This window comes from Bacillus sp. AM1(2019), from assembly GCF_009906915.1.
Lineage (GTDB): Bacteria > Bacillota > Bacilli > Bacillales > Bacillaceae > Bacillus > Bacillus velezensis.
Genome location: NZ_CP047644.1, coordinates 1894005 through 1915417, shown reverse-complemented (window position 1 = coordinate 1915417; position 21413 = coordinate 1894005). Strand labels below are relative to the sequence as shown.

The 21413-nt window shown below is 40.4% G+C and carries 25 protein-coding genes and 1 pseudogene; 6 read left to right on the top strand and 20 right to left on the bottom strand.

All coding sequences use genetic code 11. The features are described from left to right. Positions 1-7 precede the first annotated feature (7 nt). Positions 8-832: a poly-gamma-glutamate hydrolase family protein gene (locus tag GNE05_RS09390; RefSeq protein WP_121984444.1), complete on the bottom strand. Its 825-nt coding sequence runs from the start codon at positions 830-832 to the stop codon at positions 8-10. Between the two features lie 309 nt (positions 833-1141). Beyond that, a complete protein-coding gene (locus GNE05_RS09385) occupies positions 1142-1576 on the bottom strand; it encodes a dUTP diphosphatase (protein ID WP_003154017.1) in 435 nt (144 codons plus the stop codon). Positions 1577-1955: 379 nt separating this feature from the next. Here GNE05_RS09385 and GNE05_RS09380 point away from each other — a divergent pair, with 379 nt between their 5' ends. The 3 genes from GNE05_RS09380 to GNE05_RS09375 all read left to right on the top strand — a co-directional run bounded on the left by GNE05_RS09380 (position 1956) and on the right by GNE05_RS09375 (position 5527). Continuing rightward, a complete protein-coding gene (locus tag GNE05_RS09380; RefSeq protein WP_094295876.1) occupies positions 1956-4373 on the top strand; it encodes a peptidase G2 autoproteolytic cleavage domain-containing protein in 2418 nt (805 codons plus the stop codon). A 168-nt stretch (positions 4374-4541) separates the two neighbouring features. Beyond that, positions 4542-4703, top strand: a complete 162-nt coding sequence (locus GNE05_RS20975) for a hypothetical protein (protein ID WP_162147386.1) — start codon at positions 4542-4544, stop codon at positions 4701-4703. A 287-nt stretch (positions 4704-4990) separates the two neighbouring features. Then, on the top strand, positions 4991-5527 hold the full coding sequence (locus GNE05_RS09375) for a hypothetical protein (RefSeq protein ID WP_007410338.1): 537 nt from the start codon (positions 4991-4993) through the stop codon (positions 5525-5527). 356 nt (positions 5528-5883) lie between these two features. Here the strand turns inward: GNE05_RS09375 and GNE05_RS09370 are convergent, their stop codons facing one another. Beyond that, on the bottom strand, positions 5884-6423 hold the full coding sequence (locus GNE05_RS09370; RefSeq protein WP_014418009.1) for a GNAT family N-acetyltransferase: 540 nt from the start codon (positions 6421-6423) through the stop codon (positions 5884-5886). A gap of 140 nt (positions 6424-6563) precedes the next feature. Between GNE05_RS09370 and GNE05_RS09365 the strand changes: the two genes are divergently transcribed. Next, complete coding sequence (locus tag GNE05_RS09365; RefSeq protein WP_003154022.1) at positions 6564-6662, top strand: YjcZ family sporulation protein; 99 nt, start codon at positions 6564-6566, stop codon at positions 6660-6662. A 164-nt stretch (positions 6663-6826) separates the two neighbouring features. Here GNE05_RS09365 and GNE05_RS09360 read toward each other — a convergent pair whose 3' ends face one another. From GNE05_RS09360 to GNE05_RS09350, 3 genes are all read right to left on the bottom strand, one after another. Then, positions 6827-7447 (bottom strand): lytic polysaccharide monooxygenase auxiliary activity family 9 protein, encoded by a 621-nt coding sequence (locus GNE05_RS09360; protein ID WP_003154023.1) that lies wholly within the window; start codon positions 7445-7447, stop codon positions 6827-6829. Positions 7448-7654: 207 nt separating this feature from the next. Continuing rightward, on the bottom strand, positions 7655-8728 hold the full coding sequence (locus GNE05_RS09355; RefSeq protein ID WP_160182694.1) for an LLM class flavin-dependent oxidoreductase: 1074 nt from the start codon (positions 8726-8728) through the stop codon (positions 7655-7657). Positions 8729-8953: 225 nt separating this feature from the next. Continuing rightward, complete coding sequence (locus GNE05_RS09350; RefSeq protein ID WP_017417864.1) at positions 8954-9574, bottom strand: DUF3885 domain-containing protein; 621 nt, start codon at positions 9572-9574, stop codon at positions 8954-8956. Positions 9575-9859: 285 nt separating this feature from the next. Between GNE05_RS09350 and GNE05_RS09345 the strand changes: the two genes are divergently transcribed. Beyond that, positions 9860-10087: a hypothetical protein gene (locus GNE05_RS09345; RefSeq protein WP_021493425.1), complete on the top strand. Its 228-nt coding sequence runs from the start codon at positions 9860-9862 to the stop codon at positions 10085-10087. Between the two features lie 46 nt (positions 10088-10133). Here the strand turns inward: GNE05_RS09345 and GNE05_RS09340 are convergent, their stop codons facing one another. From GNE05_RS09340 to GNE05_RS21235, 10 genes and pseudogenes are all read right to left on the bottom strand, one after another. Beyond that, entirely contained in the window at positions 10134-10613 is a 480-nt protein-coding gene (locus GNE05_RS09340; RefSeq protein WP_088056489.1) for a DUF4944 domain-containing protein, read from the bottom strand. 128 nt (positions 10614-10741) lie between these two features. Continuing rightward, positions 10742-11077 (bottom strand): DUF3902 family protein, encoded by a 336-nt coding sequence (locus GNE05_RS09335; RefSeq protein ID WP_021493426.1) that lies wholly within the window; start codon positions 11075-11077, stop codon positions 10742-10744. 229 nt (positions 11078-11306) lie between these two features. Then, positions 11307-11456, bottom strand: coding sequence for a hypothetical protein (locus GNE05_RS21245; RefSeq protein ID WP_223257613.1), 150 nt, complete (start codon positions 11454-11456; stop codon positions 11307-11309). Positions 11457-11758: 302 nt separating this feature from the next. Continuing rightward, positions 11759-12082: pseudogene (locus GNE05_RS09325) on the bottom strand (SMI1/KNR4 family protein); the annotation flags it as partial. A gap of 55 nt (positions 12083-12137) precedes the next feature. Further along, the gene (locus GNE05_RS09320) at positions 12138-12596 is read right to left on the bottom strand and encodes an SMI1/KNR4 family protein (protein ID WP_160182693.1); all 459 of its coding nucleotides are present in this window, start codon (positions 12594-12596) and stop codon (positions 12138-12140) included. 14 nt (positions 12597-12610) lie between these two features. After that, entirely contained in the window at positions 12611-14410 is a 1800-nt protein-coding gene (locus GNE05_RS09315) for a T7SS effector LXG polymorphic toxin (RefSeq protein WP_160182692.1), read from the bottom strand. A 327-nt stretch (positions 14411-14737) separates the two neighbouring features. Continuing rightward, a complete protein-coding gene (locus tag GNE05_RS09310; RefSeq protein WP_022553297.1) occupies positions 14738-15493 on the bottom strand; it encodes an N-acetyltransferase in 756 nt (251 codons plus the stop codon). Positions 15494-15589: 96 nt separating this feature from the next. Further along, complete coding sequence (locus GNE05_RS09305; protein ID WP_022553298.1) at positions 15590-16006, bottom strand: UPF0715 family protein; 417 nt, start codon at positions 16004-16006, stop codon at positions 15590-15592. Positions 16007-16186: 180 nt separating this feature from the next. Beyond that, positions 16187-16330 carry a hypothetical protein gene (locus tag GNE05_RS21240; RefSeq protein ID WP_007611678.1) on the bottom strand — a complete coding sequence of 48 codons (144 nt, stop codon included), beginning with the start codon at positions 16328-16330 and terminating at the stop codon, positions 16187-16189. Positions 16331-16422: 92 nt separating this feature from the next. Further along, positions 16423-16626 carry a hypothetical protein gene (locus tag GNE05_RS21235; protein WP_017417852.1) on the bottom strand — a complete coding sequence of 68 codons (204 nt, stop codon included), beginning with the start codon at positions 16624-16626 and terminating at the stop codon, positions 16423-16425. A gap of 905 nt (positions 16627-17531) precedes the next feature. On the opposite strand from GNE05_RS21235, the gene adhP reads away from it, so the two are divergent. Beyond that, positions 17532-18548, top strand: a complete 1017-nt coding sequence (gene adhP, locus GNE05_RS09295; protein ID WP_061862231.1) for an alcohol dehydrogenase AdhP — start codon at positions 17532-17534, stop codon at positions 18546-18548. A gap of 151 nt (positions 18549-18699) precedes the next feature. Here adhP and GNE05_RS09290 read toward each other — a convergent pair whose 3' ends face one another. The 4 genes from GNE05_RS09290 to GNE05_RS09275 all read right to left on the bottom strand — a co-directional run bounded on the left by GNE05_RS09290 (position 18700) and on the right by GNE05_RS09275 (position 21340). Beyond that, positions 18700-19200, bottom strand: coding sequence for a DinB family protein (locus tag GNE05_RS09290; RefSeq protein WP_061862230.1), 501 nt, complete (start codon positions 19198-19200; stop codon positions 18700-18702). 63 nt (positions 19201-19263) lie between these two features. Continuing rightward, a complete protein-coding gene (locus tag GNE05_RS09285) occupies positions 19264-20178 on the bottom strand; it encodes a helix-turn-helix transcriptional regulator (RefSeq protein WP_061862229.1) in 915 nt (304 codons plus the stop codon). A 619-nt stretch (positions 20179-20797) separates the two neighbouring features. Next, positions 20798-20983 carry a hypothetical protein gene (locus tag GNE05_RS09280; protein WP_003154035.1) on the bottom strand — a complete coding sequence of 62 codons (186 nt, stop codon included), beginning with the start codon at positions 20981-20983 and terminating at the stop codon, positions 20798-20800. A 57-nt stretch (positions 20984-21040) separates the two neighbouring features. Beyond that, positions 21041-21340, bottom strand: a complete 300-nt coding sequence (locus tag GNE05_RS09275) for a hypothetical protein (protein WP_021493435.1) — start codon at positions 21338-21340, stop codon at positions 21041-21043. Between the last annotated feature and the right edge of the window lie 73 nt (positions 21341-21413).

Here is a 21413-nt window from a genome sequence, read left to right as displayed (position 1 = left end):
GGCGTGCTTATTCATAATTGTCACTGATAAAATCAGAAATCGTTTTTGTGAATTGATAAAAGGTCCCGTTTTGTGTGGATGCTCTGCTTTTCAGCGTAAAAGTGTCAAATAGTGATTTTCTGAAGCCGGTGCTCATTTCGATTTGAATACTCAATCCGGATGAAGATTGATTGGCAAGGTTGTTCGGACTGACGCCTGCATATTTATCATTTATGCCGAGAAGAACGGCAGGATACCCGTGCCGTTTCAGCACATCGGTCAAAAGTTCGGCCCGTTCTCTGTCTGTACCGCCGATTTTTATCTTTTTATCATCACTGCCGTAACCGTGCAATGAAATGACATTAGAGTGCTCTTTCACCATTTGCACGGCCTTAGGTTCATCGAAATGCGAACTTGTCAAATGCAGAGCCGCATTACCGGCTGATTTTAACCCTTCAAATAAATATAAACTCCGGTTTTCGGCAATTTCTCTGGCTAACTCACTGGTCCCCGGCTCTATGCCTCCGCCGTGTATAGCTAATATGAGGACAGAAGGGTTATGCTCTCGCGTTGAAATGGAAAAATCGGAAGGATCTTCATTCAGCTTTAATTCCTCGAAACTGCCGTAAATATCTGAAGCGGCATTAGCCCGAAAGAACGGCAGAAGCAAAAACGGTAAAATCAAAACTAAAATTCCTTTTTTGGTTATTGATGGCATTTGTATGTTTATGTTACAATACAAATGCTTCAGCCTTTGAAGCGAACGGCAGAACAGGGTGACTTTGGACGGTTTCTTCTGCTCTGCCTCTTTGCCAGCTGCTTTACGGTCTACTCTTCTAACCCTTTTTGCCATAACATCATCCTTTCTTTTGTTTACACTTTTGTCACAATATTATATACGTTGGACAAAACCTCCGTTCATCTTGAAGAATAAAAACATCAAAACAACTTCTATCCTTTAACCTAAAAAAGTCTTTCTGTTCAAAGAGACGGAAGGCTTAAATATTTGCTCTTGGCATAGACGGTTACGGAGCGGCCGCTTATTTCGAAGTCAAATTCGAACGTGACGTATGATTTCCCAATTCAAGAATCCCCGAAACAAATTGAATGTAACTGCTGTTTCCATAAAAAAAAGACTGCTGTTAAGCAGTCTTTTTTCGTTTTATTTCGTGCCTGTTGATCCCAGTCCGCCGCGGTCATTGTTCCCGAGCTTGTCTACTTCGATCAGCTCCACTTCAGGCATTTTCTTCATGATTCTGAATTGGCAGATCCGCTCCCCCTTGGAAATGTCGGTATCCCGAAGCGCGAATGCAGGAAAAAACCAGAAGTCATTGTCGCCTTTATAAGATTCATCAATGACTCCCATTGAATTTGTCTGAATGATACCGAAATGCTTATATGTACTTGAACGCGGAACGACATGGGCCTCATATCCTTCCGGCAGTTCCATCGCAACTCCAAGCGGGATAAGTTTGAATTCACCTTTTTTGATTGTTATATCTTCAGCTGCCCGCAGATCAATCCAATCGCCCTGTTCAATTTTACTGATTCTCGTTTGCGTATCATCTGAATATTTAATTTTGATTTGTAAAGTCATGTTCGCTGCTCCTTTTGCTTCCCTATTTCAGTTGTATTGATGACCAATCCGTGCCCCATTATACCATTTAACTGATAAGAATGTTGATTTTGGTGTATATGCAGCCGAAGAGGAAGCACGGCGAAGTCAATGAGAATAAACCTAAAATGAGGGCCCTTCCTATCAGTTTTTTCCTCCATTTTCACATGACAGCTTCAATTACAATAATGCAAAGCTTTATATCCGTTCTTTCAACAGAGCTTTTTTAAAATTTCACCTTGGTTTCAAAAGGAATTTCGTTCTGAATAAAGAATTTGAAGAATAAGCGCTTTAAGGGTGCGCGACTCTTTTCTGTCCCCTGCCTCAGGCGCTTATATCAAAAGAAAGAGGTGTCTTTAGAATGGTTCAATTTAAAAACTTTCCTGATCCGTCTTTAAACGCCCCATTGCAGTCTCGCCCTGCACAGCCCTCTGAATTGGAGCATCTCAAAGCAAGGATGCAGAATTTTATTAAGCATTCCGCAACGGATGATAATCTTGAGATCGCAGATGCCCGGGTGACGGCGGAAGGAATGGTCACCTCACTTTTAAAAGAACGGCTTGATACAGAATACGAAATGCTTATGAATAAAATCACCCGGGAAGTGAATGTGGAGGACTACGGAGCGGTCCCTGACGGCCGGGACAATACGGAAGCCTTTCGGAGAGCGATCGGGAACGGCCGGGTCAAAGTAAATGTCCCCGCAGGAGAATTTTTGGTTCAAGGGATAAAACTCCCCTCATGGACTACCATTTCCGGTGAGGGACAAGGGATTACCGTGCTTAAGCTTCATGAGGACACTCCCGCATACGAATGGGTCATTACTAACGATGATTACGATAATGGAAACCGTAATATTTTTGTCCAGAACATGACTTTAGACTGGAATCCTGATCGTCAATGCGGGGTCAGGAACCCCGGAGGACAGTTTTCCAGCTGTTTAACGTTTGCTAATGTGCAATACGGCTGGATTAAGAATGTTGAAACGGTTAACGCGGGTCTCCATGGTATTGATATTACATCTCCGACTTACGATCATTTGCCTGAAACAGAATGGACGAAAGACGGCTGCCGATATATATGGATTGATAACTGTGTGGCATACGGCGCCGGAGACGACGGCATTACCACCCATTACAGCGAGTATATTTTCATTTCCAACTGCCATTCCGGAAACCCCCGCGGCACAGAGCATGCTGAGGGCAGCGCAAACTCGAACGGCATTGAAATTGACGACGGCTCTAAACATGTATGGCTTTTAAATAACTATACGAGCGGAAATATCCGCGGGATTGAGGTAAAGGCGCACAGCCTGTGGCCGGCTTCTCAAAATGTTCATATTATCGGTCATGTTTCGTATCGTGATGTACGTTCATTTGATATTCGTCATATCGGCCATCATCAGGCCTCAGACCCCGAAAGCACGACGGCTTATGATGTTACTTTAACCGATTGCACCGCGATTGAACCGGTATTCAATGCTCTCTATGACGGTGTGACCCCGAGGGCGCTGGTCATCTCTGCCTATAAAAACGTTAATGTAAACGGATTCACAGCTATTGGTGATCCCTCATACGACTATGGCGGGAATCCAGTCGTGGCTCTTCAATACCGCAGTCAAAATATTACGATTAACGGCATTAAAATACGCGGCTTTACACAAGCCGGTGTTGACATCAATATATCCGGCGGATCAAATAAAACCGATTATGTTAAAATTTCAAATTTTGATATATACAAGTCTTCTCCTAAAGGCATCTCAATCGGCGGAGGCCAATATAACGTAAATATTATGAACGGTACGATGATCGGAGACGGCGGTTCCGTCGGAATTACGTCCCCTAACAGTCAGGCCGTCATTCTCGGGGTGCAAGCGGAAGGTTACAGCGCGGCCGCATCTATAAAAGGACAGACTTATGAGCAGATCCCCGTCAATTTAAAGGGAGGCGCACAGCTCGCGACCAGCTCCGGTTTTGCATTCAACCCGACAAGCGCCGTTATTGCGGGAACAGGCGATATTACGGCCAGAGGTGACAGAAATGCGATCATCAGCTCTTCCGGAGGTTCAAGTTCTGAAGGTTCAAGGGCATTTATCGCCGCTTCAAACAATGTCCATATTACGGGCAGCAAAGTCTCCAGAACGGTTCTGTCATCAGAAAGCATTACATTGGAAGAACCATACACGGTTGCCGGAGGGCATCAGTCCATCAAATGGAAACTGGATTCAGCGGGCGGCCACGGTACGTTCGCCGGAGCTGTCACTTCTTCCCTGTCAGGGTACGGAGAATATTTTGAAAGTGTAACCGGCCAGACAATTCCCGCCGGGACGATCGTCACAGTGAAAGGCGAAAAAATTGAATCGGCTCACGTCGGAGATTACATGCTCGGCGTCATTTCAGAAACAGCCGCTTTTATCTCAGGAGCCGCAAGCTTCGGATGGCAAAGCCGCTTTTTGACAAACGAGTTCGGCGGTTTCATATACGAAAATGTGACTGACGAAGAAACAGGAGAAACGGTACGCGTGCCGAAACAAAACCCAGACTGCAGTCCGGCTCTTGAAGCTGACTATGAAGCACGCGCGGCCAGAGACGAATGGCACATTGTCGGACTCAACGGCCGGCATTACGTACGGGTCGACGGTACGGTCAGCCCGGGAGATTATATCACGGCCCATAACGGAATCGGGACTAAAGCCGCGGAAGGCTGGAAGGTATTGAAACTGACGGCCTTGTACAGTTCTGAAAAAGGGTACGGCATTGCAATTGCGGTTATCAAATAGGGACTCAATATCAGGATCATCTCCTCTCTTTTCTATCGGGCGGGTATGATCCTGTTTTTTATACCGAATGAGATGCCTCTTTTTCAGCATACCGTTTCATTTATCCAAGCCATCCATGCTTTCTGTCATAGAATACTACCGTCAGATGAAAAAAGGAGGAATATGAGTATGGATATGGGTATGGATATGGGTATGGATATGAACGGACATTATGATCACCACCCAAAGCAGCCTAAACAAAAAAAGAAGAAACAAGATAAAAAGCATCTTGATTATGATTACATCGTTGTTTATAAAAGAAAATGCAAAAAATGTAAAAAATGCTGCTAACTTGACATATCAACACTTTTTACACCCGGTAAACTCCGGGTGTTTTTCTTATTATATGGCGTTTCTCCGGGCTATTTTCACCCAAAATCCGGTCATCCTATCACAATACATAAAAAGACTCTATTATTTTCTTCCCTTTTCGCCTAATTAAAAGGTTTTCATTTACAGAAAACAACACAAATAGAATGACATGACTTTTGAGAAAATCTACTCTTTGCTTGGTCAATTTTTCTGCGATACCATGAATTTGCAACAATTTTTAAAAATTTCCTCAGGAGGTCATAGCCATGAAAATCGCCAGAACGATAGTCGGATCATGCTTAGCTTTATCTCTAACAATTCCTTTCACAGCCAGTGCCTCAGCAGCCAGTCAGTCTGAACACGCAAACGCGCCTCACGTTTCACCTGTTGCAAATCCGTTAGAAAGTAAATTATCCCAAACAGCAGACCAAAACGTAAAAGCAGCAGGTGTTGATGCCGGGCTGAACGTAAACGTAGATGTTCTCGGAATCTCAGATCGCATTGCTGAAGCGGTTAAGTCAGATCAAAACCGAACCGGCTGGGTAAAAAATGTTATGGAAACAACATTTTACGCATCAGGACAGAAGTACAACGTCATGGTGTTCAATTTAAATCAAGAATATGAAGACCGCTTTAACGGCGTTCAGTTTTACGGATCAGCCGTTTATGACGGCATTACTTACGGAATCTGGGTCTTCGAAGACGGGTCCTTCGATAACAAAGGGGACGGGGGCTGGATCAATTGGGCATTCAGAGGGTGGTTCGATCGTGATAATCAGCATATTGAATTCCACAGACCTTAATACGGAGAAAACTTGCGGCAGCGCCCGCAAGTTTTTATTTTGATAACGGGATACTGCACATTTTTCACCGTTATAACGACTATACTTGAAGTGCGGGCTCCGATCGCAGCCCCGGTAAAGTCTTTCAAAGTGAGGGTATGCCATGTCAAAGTCTTTAAAAATAATGTTGTGGAGCATATTGGTGTTCATCATCTTGTTAGTGATTATCGGAATCGTTTCTTTCAATCAAACTCCGTCTGCAGAAAGCGCAGCGGAAAGAATGCTTTATGGCTTCTAATCAATTTTAAAGTTCTGCAATAAGCCTTCACCGGCTTTTTTAAACCACAGAACACCTGACAAAACGACGAATTTTCAATTTATTCGTTAACGATCTCATTCAGTATAGAATATACACGTGTATCATGGAGCAGTCCGTTTTGATACATATATCTTCTCAAAATTCCTTCAGATTGAAACCCCGCCTTTATCAGTAATTGATGAGACGCTGCATTCTCAATGAAAACAACAGCGCCTATACGATGCAGCCCAAGCTTTTCAAACCCAAAAGAAAGAACATTCTCCAACGCTTCAAAAGCATAGCCATTCCTCCAATAATTCGGATGAATCTCATAACCGATCTCCGCCCGCTTATGCTTGGGCACCCAAGAGTTAAAACCAATAGTTCCAATTATTCCCTTCGCATCTTTCCTCTCGATTCCCCATCGCATTCCCTTTTTATCATGATATTGATCTTTAAACCAGCCAATCATTTTTTCAGCCTGTTCCATTGAATCAAAAGGTTCCAAACCATAATAGCGTGTTACATTTGTATTTGAAAAACAAGCAAATATTTGCTTTGTATCTTTCTTTTCAACTTCTCTAAGAATAAGTCTGTCCGTTTCTATTACAGGAAGCATTTACGGTCCCCCTTTAAAAGAAATGCGAGAAGAAAATATATGCAGACTAAAACCCTTTTTTCAAAAAGTAAACTAGCATCCCTATCAAACTTTTCATTTCGGCATAATATGTATTAATCCTCTTTAGGAGGTGAGATTATATGGGATTCTCAGGTGGTTATGGTAGCTCCTTTGCGTTAATCGTGGTGCTATTCATTTTATTAATCATCGTTGGGGCTTCTTTCCTCGGCGGTTATTAAGAATCCTCTTACCTCCGCATCCATGTCAGCAGCACCTCCATGATCGTACGGCGCCATAAATGAAATGTTTATGGCGCTCTGCTGTTTTTCCCCTTTTCATTCACACATTAAAACTAAAAAGATCGGCCGATGTATCAACATGCAGCCGATCAGTAATTCATAGATTATTGTGTAAGGTTTACATCGATGACGTTATAGAAGGCATTGGAAGTATCCGCAACGTCCCATACCCCTAAAATGACATGATACCCGCTTCGATCAGTCGGCACAAAAATCTTATGAGTCAGATTCGTATCTGCCTTGGAACCGTCGTGGTTTACCGTTCCGATTAATTCGAATTCATCTCTTGACAAAGGTTTATTCGGATTCCAGTTTTTCTTGGTGATATAATAGTGCCACTTTGATGTCGCATGAGGGGCCGTGTAGTACCAAGTAAAGGTGTTAAAACCGCCGCGGATGTTTTGTTTTACCCAATAATCTGCAGTCTGCTTGTCTAAACCGAAGTCAATTTGTCCTGATCCCCCATTTGCAGACGCAATTCTTCCATCCGGCGGACCTGCAGCCGGAAATCCTTTCGGCCCTTCTACAGACTGAGGATTATCAATGACGGAGCCATATTTCTGGGCAGCGGCCGTCCAGCCCAATGTTTGTTTCTCTAATGCTCCCATGTACGCTCTGCTGACGGGCTCTTTTATATACCCGTGCGCAGATGCATCACTTGAATAGAAAGCGCCTCCAATACCAAGAGTAACAGTTAAAACTGCAGCTTTGACTAAACCCTTCATTACTGCATCATCCTCCCTCTTTTGTTAATAAAAACCTTTCGGTATATACACTTCACGATGGAGGATGAAATGACCTTCCTTTTCTTGATAGGAAAAAGCAATGAGGTTGGCGCTTTTCCCTTTGTTTTTTATAATCATAAAGAAAAAGCCGGGCCGATTCTGTTATCGAATCCGCGATTGACCGGCCCGCCCCTTTTGCTCAGAACTTCATTCGCTGGATTTGCCGGTTTCCTTTCGGATAACCGGTGCTACTTCCGCTGCTAATCGTTCGATGTTTTCCGCGGCTTTTTTAAACGACATACCTCCTATATCGATTTGCGCGAGAAATCGCTGATGTCCGAATAACTCGTATTGATGCATGATTTTTTCAATGATCTGCTGTGAGCTTCCCACAAATAAAGCTGTTTCTTTTCCGGACGCCCGCTCAAAATCTTCCTTCGTTAAAGGCTCATCGATCCCGTGATATGAATGAACGTGAGACCAGTAATTTGAATGATACGGATAAAATTCTTGTATTGCCTGTTCATTCGTTTTTGAAATGAACATATGTCCGGTTACGGCAACCTTCACATTTTCCGGAGGATGACCGGCTTTAGAAGCCGCTTCCCGGTATTTGTCAACAAGCGGCTTAGATGACATCGGATCACCGCTCAGTACAGCTAATGCCAACCCCGCACCTGCACGCCCGGCCCGTTCTGCGCTTTCCGGAGTCCCCGAAACACCTAACCATAGCGGAATGCTTCCGCGAAAAGGCCGAGGAGAAATTTCTGCCTCGCGCAGCGGCGGCCGGTAACGTCCTTTCCAGGTAACCGATTCTTCCCCGGAATTTAATTTTAAAAAAAGGTCAATGTGTTCTTCAAACAGTTCTTTATAATGGCCTACGTCATAACCGAAAAGAGGAAACGAGTCTAAAAATGCGCCCCGTCCCGCAATGATTTCCGCCCGGCCGTCTGAAATCAGATCAAGCGTTGCAAAATCCTCAAATAAACGGACGGGATCTGCGGTGGATAATACAGTCGTGGCACTGGTCAGCTTAATATTTTCAGTGATCTGTGAAATCGCTGATAAGATGGCCGGCGGCGAAGATACCGCATAATCAAGACGATGATGCTCGCCTACACCGAATACATCAAGCCCTGCGTCGTCAGCCAATTTCGCCAGCTTCATCAATTCATCTATCCGCTGCTTTGCGCTGACTGTTTTCCCTGTCAGAGGATCGGGATATAATTCTGCAAATGAATAAATTCCAATTTCCATACAATCACGGTGTTCAGCCCTCACATTTCTCTCCTCCTGCACTGTGTAAAATAGCTTTTATGTTATTCTATTCAGCCGTTTTACAAATAGGAATTCGTTCAAAATAAATACAGTAGCTTAACATGCAGAAGGTCGGTATGAGAGGAAAAAAAGTTTCTGGCGCCCTTCAATTCTGCCCATTACACTCATGCAGCCCGACTAAGCAAGAACAAAGCCGGCACAAGCGGATTCGAATTCATGTGTTCATTTTCAGTCCAATTCAATCCAATCGTGATATTGATCATAAAGCTTTCGTATTCTTCCGGCATCAAGAGCAATGACTTCACACCCTCTGTCATCATACAGAAAGAAAATAATATCTTTTGTCATATTCACAAAGAAAACATCAGGATACCCAACGGAACAGCCCCCGAACCTTGGCTTCAGCGGAAAATCTTCGTGGACGGCTGCCTTAAGTAATTGGGGGATACGCAGATCTTTCCGTTTACATAATAAAGAAAACTGCTGCATTTCATATTCTTCTTCGACCGGGCATTGACAGGTCTTCACTTGAATCCGATATAAATCATCCTTACACTTCAGAAACGGCTGATAAACCTTTAATTTTCTCGCGTGATTACCTTGAGATTTGTGCTTATACACGTTGGCAACAAGGAACATGTCATCGCTATGTTCAAACAGCTCATTGAAAAGTGCGGCGGTTTGATGATGAACAAGCTGAAAATACTCAAGATTCAAAGCACCGCTTTCATTAAATTGATACATATTGCCGCCGAGAGAAAAATGAATTCCAACGTCCCATTGATGATAAATGCCGGGCACTAATTTTAAAGTCGGAAACCTTTCCTTCAGATAATCATTTATTTTCATACAAACATCTCACTTTCCGTTTCCCGCTCCAGAAGCAGAAGGAGCCGAGAACATTCCGCTTTTTTCTTTTTCACCCTTGTAATATTATTCCGATTGGAATACAATGAAATAGAACACTGTGAACCCCATTGATCAGGGTGGATGCTGGTCACATTCATCCTGATCCTTTCTTTTACACAAGATCGCCCCAACTTTGAACCCCTCCGTTTCCAACCTTATTCATTGATATTACATATATTTCAATGGTATTATTTTCTTATACATAAGCATCAAGAGGTGTCCGCTTTGAACAACATCAGAAGATTAAGAGAATATTTCCGGTCTCACCGTAAAATAAGTCTGGCTGCAGACTTGCTTACGGCTGTATTGCTTATCTCATTATCCATTCTTTTTAACGGACGCCGGCAGGGAGCTTTTAATGGTTTCTTTATGTATGTCTTAGTAAGTAATTTTATCGGCTCCAATGCCTCTTTTATCGACTTCAGCAAATCGAGGAAAAACAAACAAAAATAAAGGCTCCGCGTCAAAAAGAGGGTTATACCGCCCTCTTTTTATTCTTTCAGTCATACCAATGCGTTCTTTTCAGGTTGAATTTTTCTGAATAGGACTCATGATCGGTTTTCCATACTGCTTCAACAGTGATTTCATGACCGATCACTTCATTTTCCGGCATATATTCAAACGTCTGAATATGGTCTTCTCCCGTTCCGCCGCCTTCTAATTTCTCTCCGGTGTATTCTGAAAGATGATAGTCTTTATATTCACCATATTTCCGGCCGTCAACAAATAATGTTAATCTCTTAATCACCGTGTTCTTTTCATTCACTTTATTACCTCTGTAATACAAATTCAAGAAATAGTTAGGGCCGATAGAGGTCTTGCCTGATTTTTCGATTGACGCTTCCCACGTCTTGCTTTGGCTACAGCCGATATATTTAACTTTTTCTCCTGAAATTAAAGAAAACAGTGCACATCCGGCTGCTATTATGAGAACAGTGATAATAACCAGCAATGTTTTAATGACTTTACGTTTTTTCATGACATCCCGCCTTTATCATTTAGAACGTATGAATATTAGAATTGTTACATTTAATTTGAAAGAATAATAAAAAGGGATTCTAATCCCAGGAATAAAAAAATACTAAGAAGATCATATTCCCCTTAGCCTCACATCCCAGATTGCCATGCAATAATGATAAAAGTCGTCCAAAAAGTTGTGACTAAAATAAGCATAACGGTTACAATCATTAAAAAGAGACAACTTATTGTTAGAATTGAGTCTTTGTTTTTGTTAAGAATCAGAGTAACCACTGATCCTGCAGCAAATAGATACGACAAAACCGCACCGACCCAATACCACAACATAGAGTCATTGCTCCAGTAAGCCATTGACTGCATATAAATACTGAATATAAATCCTGACAATGCTAATAGAAACGAAACTAAATTTGATTTCAAGTTAGAGTTCCTTTCTTCATAAGTTTTATTTTTAGGCACGGTCATACATCTGATAACACCTTTATGCGATATGCTTAGCCGCTTTGTCTGCATATTTTAATTCTTATTTCGTTTTTAAATATGTTTACTAAAACAGAAATGATATAAAGTTCACCTGAAACGCCGATTTAAAATTAAATAGATGTTTTATAAGCGTGAATTGCTTGATTTCTCAATTGTAAGAGTTATTTAGACCTTCCATAGCATTCACCCTCTCTCAAATTTTACAACGTTACTATAAATGATTTTCATTTTTTCCAAGTCCTTCAACTTGAATCTCATTTGAAGGAAGTTCGTTCATTGTAATTTCAATGTCTATCACTACCCTGTTTTGCCCAAGTATAGCATCATATTTGTATATGTTTGCTTCACCTTTGTATAACAAATTCCTTCCGCCTTTGGCTTTAATGACGGTTGAATTTGAGCCCATAAAGGGGCCTTTAAGATGTAACGGAAGAATCTGAAGACTGAAGCTTCAGCAGCTTCTGTATCAAAGTGACAGCTAGTGCAAGTATTACACACCTAAGCATTTTTCAATTCTGTAACTACCTGGTATTATTTCTCACGTTATTTATCGGTAATTCTATTGATAAATTCAACTCAAATACAAAAAGAACCTGTCTCTAACAAGGTTCTTTTCGTTTTGGTAACTGTATATTGTTTTTAACGACATATAAATGGAACTTAAGTATTGATTGCTTCTTGGAGACTGTTATGATCGTTAGCTAAACCATAGAAGTTCTCTAATAATTGTGTATCATCTTCCTTGCCCATCCAAGGATCTTTCTCTAATGGTTTGTAGCAAACGTCATACTCAACTTCATCTGTTGTTTTTTTACTATCTAAATAACAGCCTCCATATCCCTTCAAAAAATCCTTATAGTCGGAAGGTAATTGATTTCCTATGTTCATTTCAAGCTCTTTGAGTTGTTCATTTGTATTAATGCTAGGATCTGTGCTAGCATCAATCGTAAACTCTTTCAACTTTTGTTCGATCTTTGTGAAGCTCATTTTAATACTCCTTGATATGCTATGGAAAAACAAGTTATAGACCTTCTTTTTAGTTTTAATCGTCCCAGTCCTCGTCATCGATCCAGTCGTCTTTCGCTTCTTCAAGTTCTTCTATTAAAAACTCAAGGAATGTACTACCAACTTGTTTACCATATCCCTTTTGGTTATCCCAAAGAATGACTGGGCATTCTCCATCTATCATCTTGTTAGTGTCAAGACAATAAGAAAATTCATCTACATATTCGATCACTACAAGACCATCGGAAAGGTTATAATATTTTTTATATTCATTGGTCTGCTCGACAACTTCAGCACCGTGAGAGTCATATCCGAGTATCATTGTTCCATATGCTCCCCCTGAACCATACTCAGTTAAAAACCACTTATAGCTGTCTGGAAGGGTTACATTGAGATCCTCTTCTATTTCTCTAATCCGCTCCTCAGTGACTCCTCCCGTGAGAATAGAATTTTCTTTATTTTCATCAAAGAAAGTTTTTATTTTCGAATAATCCATTAAACTTTCACCTCTTATTCTTGATTCTCAAATTGCTGAGCTCTCCATCTCCAATACCTTCTTCTGAAACTTTTATATTGTTTATCAAGCACAGGATCATTTCTAAAACTCTGTCCATTCCCTTTTAATCCATGCAAAACATCACTGTACTTATTATGCCAGCTTTCAGGTATCTCCAGCATAGTACCAGGCTCTTCTTGAATTAAGTGATGTAAATTTATTTGCGTGCCATCTTTAGCAAACGGAGCATTACCATTTTTCATCAGTTGAAGATTCGTAAAGCCTTTACGATTTTTTTGATTAAGATCAATATCTTTCATTGTATATACCCTACGGCTTACATCTCTAATTTTCCCTTTTGTTTTTACTTTGCCGTCTATTTCATAGGCCTCATACTTCTCTTTATTTAACCAAGGGACATTTACTTTCTGACCAGTAAATGGCTTTCTGCTTTCATCCAATTTCTTTGCATTAGTCAAAAGTTCTTTCTTAAGGTTTTCACCATTTACTACATTGTATGGCACGTCACCTGTCAGAGCAAGATCATACTTAGAGTTATAAGGAAGCAGATCTGGAAGTTTAACGTCTTTAATTTTCTTCCCTGCCTGTCCTGCCTTGCTTATGACCTTCCCCGCCGCATCAGCTTTGTTAACGGCTCCTGCCCCTTTCGTTCCGACAACAGCCACAGCCACTGAACCGACCGCATATGTCACCCATCTTGATCTGGAATACGCATCTCCGTTCACCATATCTTTTTGATACGACTCTTCAATTGCCGCTTTAACAGCATCATATGTTTTCACAGGATGAAGTACTGCATTTCCCAGTGCTGACAGCGTTTCCCCCGGATCGGTTATGAAGTCCCATAGACCGGTTACCGTGTCTTTCCCGACATCATAAAGGCCGACACCGGCTCCTTTTAATATATCCCAAGTCACTTCTCCGGCTTCTTTCAGCTGTTGTGCTTGTTCAAGCTGAATGACATATTGCTGCTGGGAAGGTTCAAGGTTTTCATAGCCGATCTTCTTCGCAATTTCCAAATATTTATCCGGATCAGTCACACCGTCAGCCAGCTTTTTCTTCAGATCCTTGATTTCTCGCTCTTTCGCTTCTTCCTTCTTAAACGTTAAATATGTGTCTGAGTGTCTTGCAATCTCGCCTTTTTTCTTATGTATGTCACTTTCTCTGTACGCCTTGGCGTTATAGTGAAGTGGTGTTACATTTTTCCCTTTGCCTGTAGCATTTTGGAGCTGCTGAAAATCTGCCTGAATGAAATGTTCATTTGCCTCGGTTTCTGCGTATTCTTTCGTTAGATCGTGATCAAGCTTTCCGAGTTTATGTATGGTCTTATCCCGTTTTTTGTCTGCTGATTCCAGCTTTTGATCGACATCTTCTGTAGAGAAAACATCAAGATGGACAATATCGCTTATCTCGTTAAGAATATCCCTCATTTCATTTCGTTGCTCCTGCATGATAGCTTTTGATTTATTCTTCGCATGAATCAGCTCGTGTTCTAAAAATGACTCTTCCACAAACGAATCGGCTAATCCGGCATCAGCTACTTTTCCTGAAATACTGTTGAGAAACGCAATCTTCATATCGATCAGATCAAGCCAGCTGTCCGTGACGCTGGCGTGGTCCTGGAAAAAGGCTTTGATATTGTCGGCGCCTTTGCCTGAAAACTCACTGTCGTCTAAGTCAGCCATTCCCTGAAACGCTTTTCTGAGATTAATAAATTGTTCTCTAATCTGATCGTATTGTTTAGCCCGCTTTTCTGCGGCTGAAATGAACGAGGCTGCTTCAAATACTTTCATTTACGTCTCCTTTCCGCTTCTTTCTGTCTAAATTTCACCATAGGATATAATGCCTGAAGAACTTCTTTTTTGTTGCGTTGAACTTTCTCCGTTCATAAAAATAACCATCAAACTGATGTTTTCTCCCGCAAGTCAAATCAGGGAAAATGCACCGGCTGATGGTTATAAAGAGTATGGATCCCAGTCTTAAATGCAGGGAAGTGAGATAACGAGTACACCTAGATGCCTTCATATGTGACAACCCAATATTATTTATGCCATAAACAGCTAACAGCGCAGTAAAGGTCATTACAGCATTCATTTCCCTCGAAGTTATTCTTAAGATCGTTAAATTAAACTATTGAGTATTTTTTCAAACTTATTCACGCTCATCATCTCATGAGTGAGAAATGTCCCATTATAAAACACGCTGAAAGTCGTCCAAACTGCCGGGGATTTTTGCGCCATATCTTTTGTCGTTATTCGCCGGGCCTGAAAATGTAGTCCTTTCTTTTCAGTCAGTTCCTTTACATCCTTTAACAATCCGACTGCAAATGGGCATTGAGCTGTATAAAATATTTTGATTCCCTCATCATTAACGGAATTACTTTTCACCTGTTTTTTAAATACAGAAGGATGTGCATGTTTATTCCACGTCAGTGACATCAACTGAAAATAGGGTTCTGCTTCATCTTGCACAGCAAATCCCATATGTTCAAAGAAATGCTTATCACTTAAATAAGGGAGTTTTTTCTTCCCCACTATATGAACTATCCCATCCATACCGCGGGATTTTGCATCTGACACACATTTTTCTAACAAGTGTTTGGCATGTCCGTTATTCTTATATTTACCTGAGACCCAAAGACAATTAATAAACATAAAATTAGGTGCGCTTACCGGAACCCACGCTTCTTCTGCAGGTAAATATTCAATAAAAACTTTTGCCCGTTCGTTTAGGCGATAGAACACCAAGCCATCACTCATCCGATCTTTGAGCCAGCTCTTCTTTTCATTTACCGCATCCTCATATTGTTTCGTACCTAATGCACAGCAAATATGATTGTCATCAATATTGTCCCTAGTCAACTCAATGTATTCCATTTTTCCTCACCCGCTTTCTGGATTCATCACATGAATTTCAATTTGAACAATGCAGACTGGGCATGGCGCTAGTCGGTTTTTTTTAGAACATCAGCTTTACTTCTGGGGAGTATTGTAAATTCTCAGAAATATAGAGTCCCAGAACCAATATATGAACGCAGCAACAATGCTCATTATGTAATAAATGAAAGTTCTGAAAACTGAGAAATCAATTAGCGGATTATCTATGTACCAGAACAAGAACACAGCTAAAAAAGCGACTGCTGTATAAATGAAAAGATGAACCAAACTAAACTTTTTAGGCTTCTTTCTTAGCCATAGTTGCACAGGAACAGCAAACAAAAGGTAAGTAATGAATGCGTAAAAAGCAATGATAACCACAGTAACCAATGCAAATGGCACAAAACCCGAGTATACAAACATATATAGTCCGAAGATCAAACCATACGACAAACTTGAAAAAGCCAATGTGTAGGTACAGCTTTGACTTTTGCTCCAAGACGCTGCTTCCATATAGTTCACCTGCTTTTTATCAAAATACATTTCTCATTTTTTCCTACTGTTTAAAATCAATATATATCCATCACTTTAAAAGATCTATGTTTTTTGGCAGATCATCAATTCACTATCTTAATATCCAGAAATTTTATTGCCATTAAAAAAGGTCAAGGAAATACCTTGACTGTGTATCGCTCACCAATCTGCATCCGGTTCATCGTGTTCGAATCCGTAAAAGCCTTTAATCCACACATCTCCGCAGCCGGCTCCTTTTGTGATCAATAAGTAATGATTTCTGTTTGCATCACCATTCACCTTATCAGCCGCGCTCAAGTTCAAATGATTACCCGTGAAATTCTTTTCACTAAGGGTAAAATCATATCCTGCCAGTATAATTCTCTGCAGTTTAAGCTCAAATATCGGCAGAAAGATTATGACCACAAATTCAAAGCAAGAAACGACAGCCCCCATGCAGATAGACCAAACATTACAAAGAACCTAAGCAAAGCTTCGAATTTTGTAAGTCTTCGCTCCCTTTTCGTTTTACCCAATTTCCAATAAACGGCGTAGCAGGAAAACACCAAAATGAGTTGTCCAAGTCGCGACACAGATTCTAAGAATTCTATACCATTCATTGATTTTCACCTCGTTTATTTAAACAGAGAGTCTTTCTTACAGCGTTTATCCAAAGCACTGATTTTAAAAACCGCTTGAGGAATTGTTTGTAAAATGGTTTGCCTGCTGCTTGATAAAAACGGCCCATCCTTACTCCCCCATGTATCAATCAATATGATTTTTATTATCTCAGATAGAAAGACGATTTCCAACAGTTAAGTAAAAATAAGTAACTTGCAAGATGTTTAATTGTATAAGAAAAGTTGTCTTATCCAGCAGAACCATGAGTGCTGCATTTCTCCATTAAAGCGTTAAAGGTGAATTATAAAAGAGCCGCTTTTAGGCTCATTCGCGAAGCTTTAGGGCCATGAATGAGAGCATCATGTCCGACACTTACATTGTTTCCGATATAAATGAAATATGCCTTATCTTTGACTGAAACAAATTGTGTTAACAAACCATGTAAAATGACTCCGTCTTGATTTGAACCAATCGCACGAATAGCTGCATTTGACGTTACTTAAACATTGTCCTTTATTCTCACGTCTCCTTTCACGCTGGAAAACGGACTTATGAACGAAGTTTTATCGATTTTAGGGTGTCTTTGAACCGGATTAAATGATGTAACAGGGTTAGGGCTGATATGGGCAAAAACTTAGTGAGCCGGTGATTGTCAAATTTATCTTCCGTCAGCTTTTTATCGCTCAAAAAAAGGCCTCCTTTGAAAACGTATCTATTCATGTATATATGTAAATTCTGTGCATTTGGAGATGACAAATCATCAATAGAATCCTCCCTGCACAGCTCCCTCAATTTTTGTAGAGACACTTATCCGCAAAATGTAAGGGTTTTCAAAATAAGAGCGGTATGTTAAATTGTAAGATAAGTAAAAATTTTCTGCTAATATTTGAAAGGGGTGTATGATTTGAAAGCAGTAGTAGCAACAAAAGACAAAAGTATAGCGATCGTACAAAAAGAATTACGTCCTTTGCGACATGGTGAAGCCAAAGTTAAGATGGAATACTGCGGTGTATGTCATACTGACTTACATGTTAAAAATGCTGATTTCGGGGATGTTACTGGCGTCACTTTAGGTCATGAGGGAATCGGCATTGTAACTGAGATCGGTGAAGGTGTAACAAGCCTGAAAAAGGGCGACCGCGTCTCTATTGCCTGGATGTTTGAAAGCTGCGGCTGCTGTGAATATTGCTTAACTGGCCGTGAAACCTTGTGCCGGGATGTAAAAAATGCCGGCTATACAGTTGACGGCGCAATGGCTGAAGAAGCAATCGTAGCGGTTGATTATGCAATAAAGGTGCCGGAAAATTTAGATCCTGCAGCAGCAAGCAGCATTACTTGTGCAGGTGTAACAACTTATAAAGCGGTTAAAGTCAGTGAAATTAAACCAGGTCAATGGATCGGTGTATTTGGAGTCGGCGGTTTAGGCAACTTGGCTGTTCAATATGCAAAAAACGTCTTTAACGCTAAAGTGATTGCTTTCGACATTAGCGATGAAAAATTGCATTTTGCTAAGAGCTTAGGCGCTGATGCGGTTGTAAACAGTTTAAACGAAGACCCCGTCGCTAAAGCAAAAGAAGTGACTAACGATTCAGGGCTTGATGCTGTGGTCATCACGGCTGTCTCTAAAACCCCTTTCAATCAAGCGATTGATGTTGTAAAAGCAGGAGCCCGTGTAGTCGCTGTCGGTTTACCGGTGGACAAAATGGATTTAGATATTCCCCGTCTCGTGTTAGATGGGATTCAGGTAGTAGGTTCATTAGTAGGTACCAGAGAAGATTTGAAGGAAGCTTTTCAATTTGCTGCAGACGGTAAAGTTGTACCTAAAGTGACAAAACGCCCGATCGAAGATGTGAATGATATTTTTGAAGAAATGGAGCAAGGTAAAGTGACCGGCCGCATGGTTATCGATTTTACTTCCTAATCATTAAGGCTGCCGGGAATGATACGGCAGCCTTTGATCTCGATTCTTGCTCAGCGCCCCACCCAGACTGAATGAGACTTTGGCATTTTAGTTCAGGAAAGAAACTTTACAGACCATTCGGCGGTCATTCATTTTGCAAGTATTCTCTGAACTAATCCTGATACCAATATAATACAAGGTCATTCATTGTCGAAGCGTAGCCCTGCTGTCTTAACATAGTTGTTATGCTGCCCCGATGATAAGTTCCGTGATTGGCAACATGGAATAAAATTTCTGAGTAAGCAGTTTCTCTGTAACCTAACCAAGGATTATTTAAGATCATTTTTTGTTCTAAATCTGTTTGGCTATTCATCCATTCTTCAAACTGTGAAGCCAGTTCTTCATAAGACGCCGCAAATTCATCTGCAGAATATAAATGAGCCTTTTCTGCATAAGCCATAGAACCTTCCAATGCTTCCTGCATGTCTATTCCTTTAAGTACTTGCAGCCACATAACATCCACCGCGCAAATGTGACTGAACGTTTGAGCAATTGTAGGATATGAACTGTGAACCTCTTCATAAAGGACATTACTTGGTAATTCCTTTATTCTTTCTAATAACGCTTTATTCGCCCAAACATGGTACTGATACATGTTTTTCACATGGTTCATTTAACATCTCTCCTTTAAAGTTGATACTTGTGATTATAAAAAAAGATATATGACAGCAGATTGTCATACATCTTTATAAATTTTCATTATTTTTTCAGCTTCATCTATTAAAATTGATTGCAGTTCCACCGGTTTTATAATTTTAGCGCCACTGCCAAAGCTCAAAAGAATTGATTTAAGCCATCCGGCATGCTGAGGCCGATACACAGAGATTGTAAACGTCATACTTCCATCTCTGTTCATGACTTTTGAAGCGTTCTGAAATTGATCTATTACTTTAGCTATGGAATTAGGATTAACCCAAATGACTACATCCGCAAACCCTCCCAGGTCGGATTCTGAATAAGATGGTTCATCTTTCACTTTGTGACTGCGCAAAAACTCTTCTTGAGTAAGCGTTATATTCATCATACGTGATACTCTAAATTCTCTATCATCTTGACGTTCTCTGCAGAAGCCATATACATACCAATTACGAAACTTATAATGAAGGTGGATAGGTTCTACTTCACGTGATGTAAATTCATTTTTATTACTGACATAATCAAAGCGTACTGCCTTTTTTTCCTGTATAGCTTTTCGCAGCCGGATTAATGAATTCGGTTCTGTTCTAAGGCTTTCCAAGTTAACATACAAAGTCCTGCTGCTTTCGCTTGTATCCAGAGATTTTAATCTATCTATCGTGTGTTCAACTTCCTTATCTTCAAAAACACTCGACAAACTGCTTAATACTGTAATTAAATTCAATACATCATGAGAACCGATTAAACTTTTATCAAATTTGTATCCTCTCATTATCCCAAAACCGCCGTTAGCCCCTTGGTATGAAACGACTGGTATTCCAGCTGCACAAATCGCTTCGATGTCTCTATAAATTGTCCGCGTTGATACTTGAAATTCATCAGCTAAACTGGAAGCAGATAAAATTTCATTATGTAAGAGCTTGAATATGATTGATAACAAACGTTCTAATTTCAATTCTCAATTCCTTTCCTTATTAGAATTGGAAGTGCTCTTTTTGCTCTGACACATTTATGCCGCTCACCTCCTGTCACTTCAAGATACCACGCAGAAAGCTTAATTTTTTCACCTAACCGCATAATACGCGAATTACCATATGCTTTATACTTTGCGACACCGATAAACCCTTCTATTGCTTCATCTGATATAAAATAAAACGCCTGTTGAACCTTTGCTTATGTATACAGCTTCATCTTCACTGAGTAATTTGAGGCCCAATTTAATCTACATAATAGTTCACTGAATCTCTCAACAATTTTAGATAAAAATCTTGTTTTTATAGAGATGTTCGTTCAATCGACATCCTTGTGATATATATATGGTAAAATTTATAAAAACAAACAAAGGAGTGTTGTTACATATGAGTCTTATCATTTTAGCATCCATGCTTTTATGGGGTGCAGTGATCCACGAGCTAAACAAACCTTCAAAAAAGCAAAGTAAACGAAAAATAATCCCTTTGGTATCCCTCAGTTCTTTATCTACTTTAATCATCACAATTTCGCTTTTTTCTAATTTAATTGGTTGATATTTGTTATGAGGAAACCCGCCAGAGGTTCCTCATAACACTAAAAACCTACTCACTGCACTTTTTACAGCAGACCTTATCAGAGTGTTTGCTTAACACTTTGTCCATTCTCCCCACAGGCATCTTCTTCTCACTCGGAAGTGTAAGATAAGCTGTTATCTCATCCCCTGATTTTAATGTTTTTCCGCAGATAGAGCATTTTAACTCAGTATTAAAGAAATTTTTTAATCCCATTCAGAAGCCTCCTTACTTACCTTTATAAAAGTAATACGTTAATGCTTTATAAAAGTTTCACGTTAAAGAAATACTCCTTTGCTTGGGAATATACTTCGTTTCAGTTGATCCGCAGCCGCCCCGGTCATCGTTGCCTATAACTTTATCTACATCACAAACCCGCAAGCAGCCTCCTTGTATCGTACCTTCCGTCCCTTTGTGATTTGTTTTGATTTGTCGTATACTGCGCTTGCCCGGGAAATGATGAATATTTTCGTTAACTATAATTTCCCTGTACCTCTTCGTATGTGGCTCTGCATGATGAAGTAACTTCATGATCACCAATTTCATACACAGTTTTATTGCGTGTTTGGCCATATCCCTCCTCTTTAAACAGCAAACCGTCCCATCCATTTCTCTCTTTCAGTTAACTTCCCATTATTTCATATTC

What these genes read in the sequence shown, in the direction of transcription:
- GNE05_RS09350 (WP_017417864.1), bottom strand. Translation starts at nt 9,574, where the DNA reads ATGAAAATAAATGATTATCTGAAGGAAAGGTTTCCGACTTTAAAATTA.
- GNE05_RS20975 (WP_162147386.1), top strand. Translation starts at nt 4,542, where the DNA reads ATGGATATGGGTATGGATATGGGTATGGATATGAACGGACATTATGAT.
- GNE05_RS09315 (WP_160182692.1), bottom strand. Translation starts at nt 14,410, where the DNA reads ATGAAAGTATTTGAAGCAGCCTCGTTCATTTCAGCCGCAGAAAAGCGG.
- GNE05_RS09385 (WP_003154017.1), bottom strand. Translation starts at nt 1,576, where the DNA reads ATGACTTTACAAATCAAAATTAAATATTCAGATGATACGCAAACGAGA.
- GNE05_RS21235 (WP_017417852.1), bottom strand. Translation starts at nt 16,626, where the DNA reads ATGAATGGTATAGAATTCTTAGAATCTGTGTCGCGACTTGGACAACTC.
- GNE05_RS09390 (WP_121984444.1), bottom strand. Translation starts at nt 832, where the DNA reads ATGGCAAAAAGGGTTAGAAGAGTAGACCGTAAAGCAGCTGGCAAAGAG.
- GNE05_RS09370 (WP_014418009.1), bottom strand. Translation starts at nt 6,423, where the DNA reads ATGCTTCCTGTAATAGAAACGGACAGACTTATTCTTAGAGAAGTTGAA.
- GNE05_RS09310 (WP_022553297.1), bottom strand. Translation starts at nt 15,493, where the DNA reads ATGGAATACATTGAGTTGACTAGGGACAATATTGATGACAATCATATT.
- GNE05_RS09335 (WP_021493426.1), bottom strand. Translation starts at nt 11,077, where the DNA reads ATGACCGTGCCTAAAAATAAAACTTATGAAGAAAGGAACTCTAACTTG.
- GNE05_RS09380 (WP_094295876.1), top strand. Translation starts at nt 1,956, where the DNA reads ATGGTTCAATTTAAAAACTTTCCTGATCCGTCTTTAAACGCCCCATTG.
- GNE05_RS09365 (WP_003154022.1), top strand. Translation starts at nt 6,564, where the DNA reads ATGGGATTCTCAGGTGGTTATGGTAGCTCCTTTGCGTTAATCGTGGTG.
- GNE05_RS09320 (WP_160182693.1), bottom strand. Translation starts at nt 12,596, where the DNA reads ATGGATTATTCGAAAATAAAAACTTTCTTTGATGAAAATAAAGAAAAT.
- GNE05_RS09340 (WP_088056489.1), bottom strand. Translation starts at nt 10,613, where the DNA reads ATGAAAAAACGTAAAGTCATTAAAACATTGCTGGTTATTATCACTGTT.
- GNE05_RS09360 (WP_003154023.1), bottom strand. Translation starts at nt 7,447, where the DNA reads ATGAAGGGTTTAGTCAAAGCTGCAGTTTTAACTGTTACTCTTGGTATT.
- GNE05_RS09305 (WP_022553298.1), bottom strand. Translation starts at nt 16,006, where the DNA reads ATGGAAGCAGCGTCTTGGAGCAAAAGTCAAAGCTGTACCTACACATTG.
- GNE05_RS09275 (WP_021493435.1), bottom strand. Translation starts at nt 21,340, where the DNA reads ATGGCCAAACACGCAATAAAACTGTGTATGAAATTGGTGATCATGAAG.
- GNE05_RS09290 (WP_061862230.1), bottom strand. Translation starts at nt 19,200, where the DNA reads ATGAACCATGTGAAAAACATGTATCAGTACCATGTTTGGGCGAATAAA.
- GNE05_RS09375 (WP_007410338.1), top strand. Translation starts at nt 4,991, where the DNA reads ATGAAAATCGCCAGAACGATAGTCGGATCATGCTTAGCTTTATCTCTA.
- GNE05_RS09280 (WP_003154035.1), bottom strand. Translation starts at nt 20,983, where the DNA reads ATGGGATTAAAAAATTTCTTTAATACTGAGTTAAAATGCTCTATCTGC.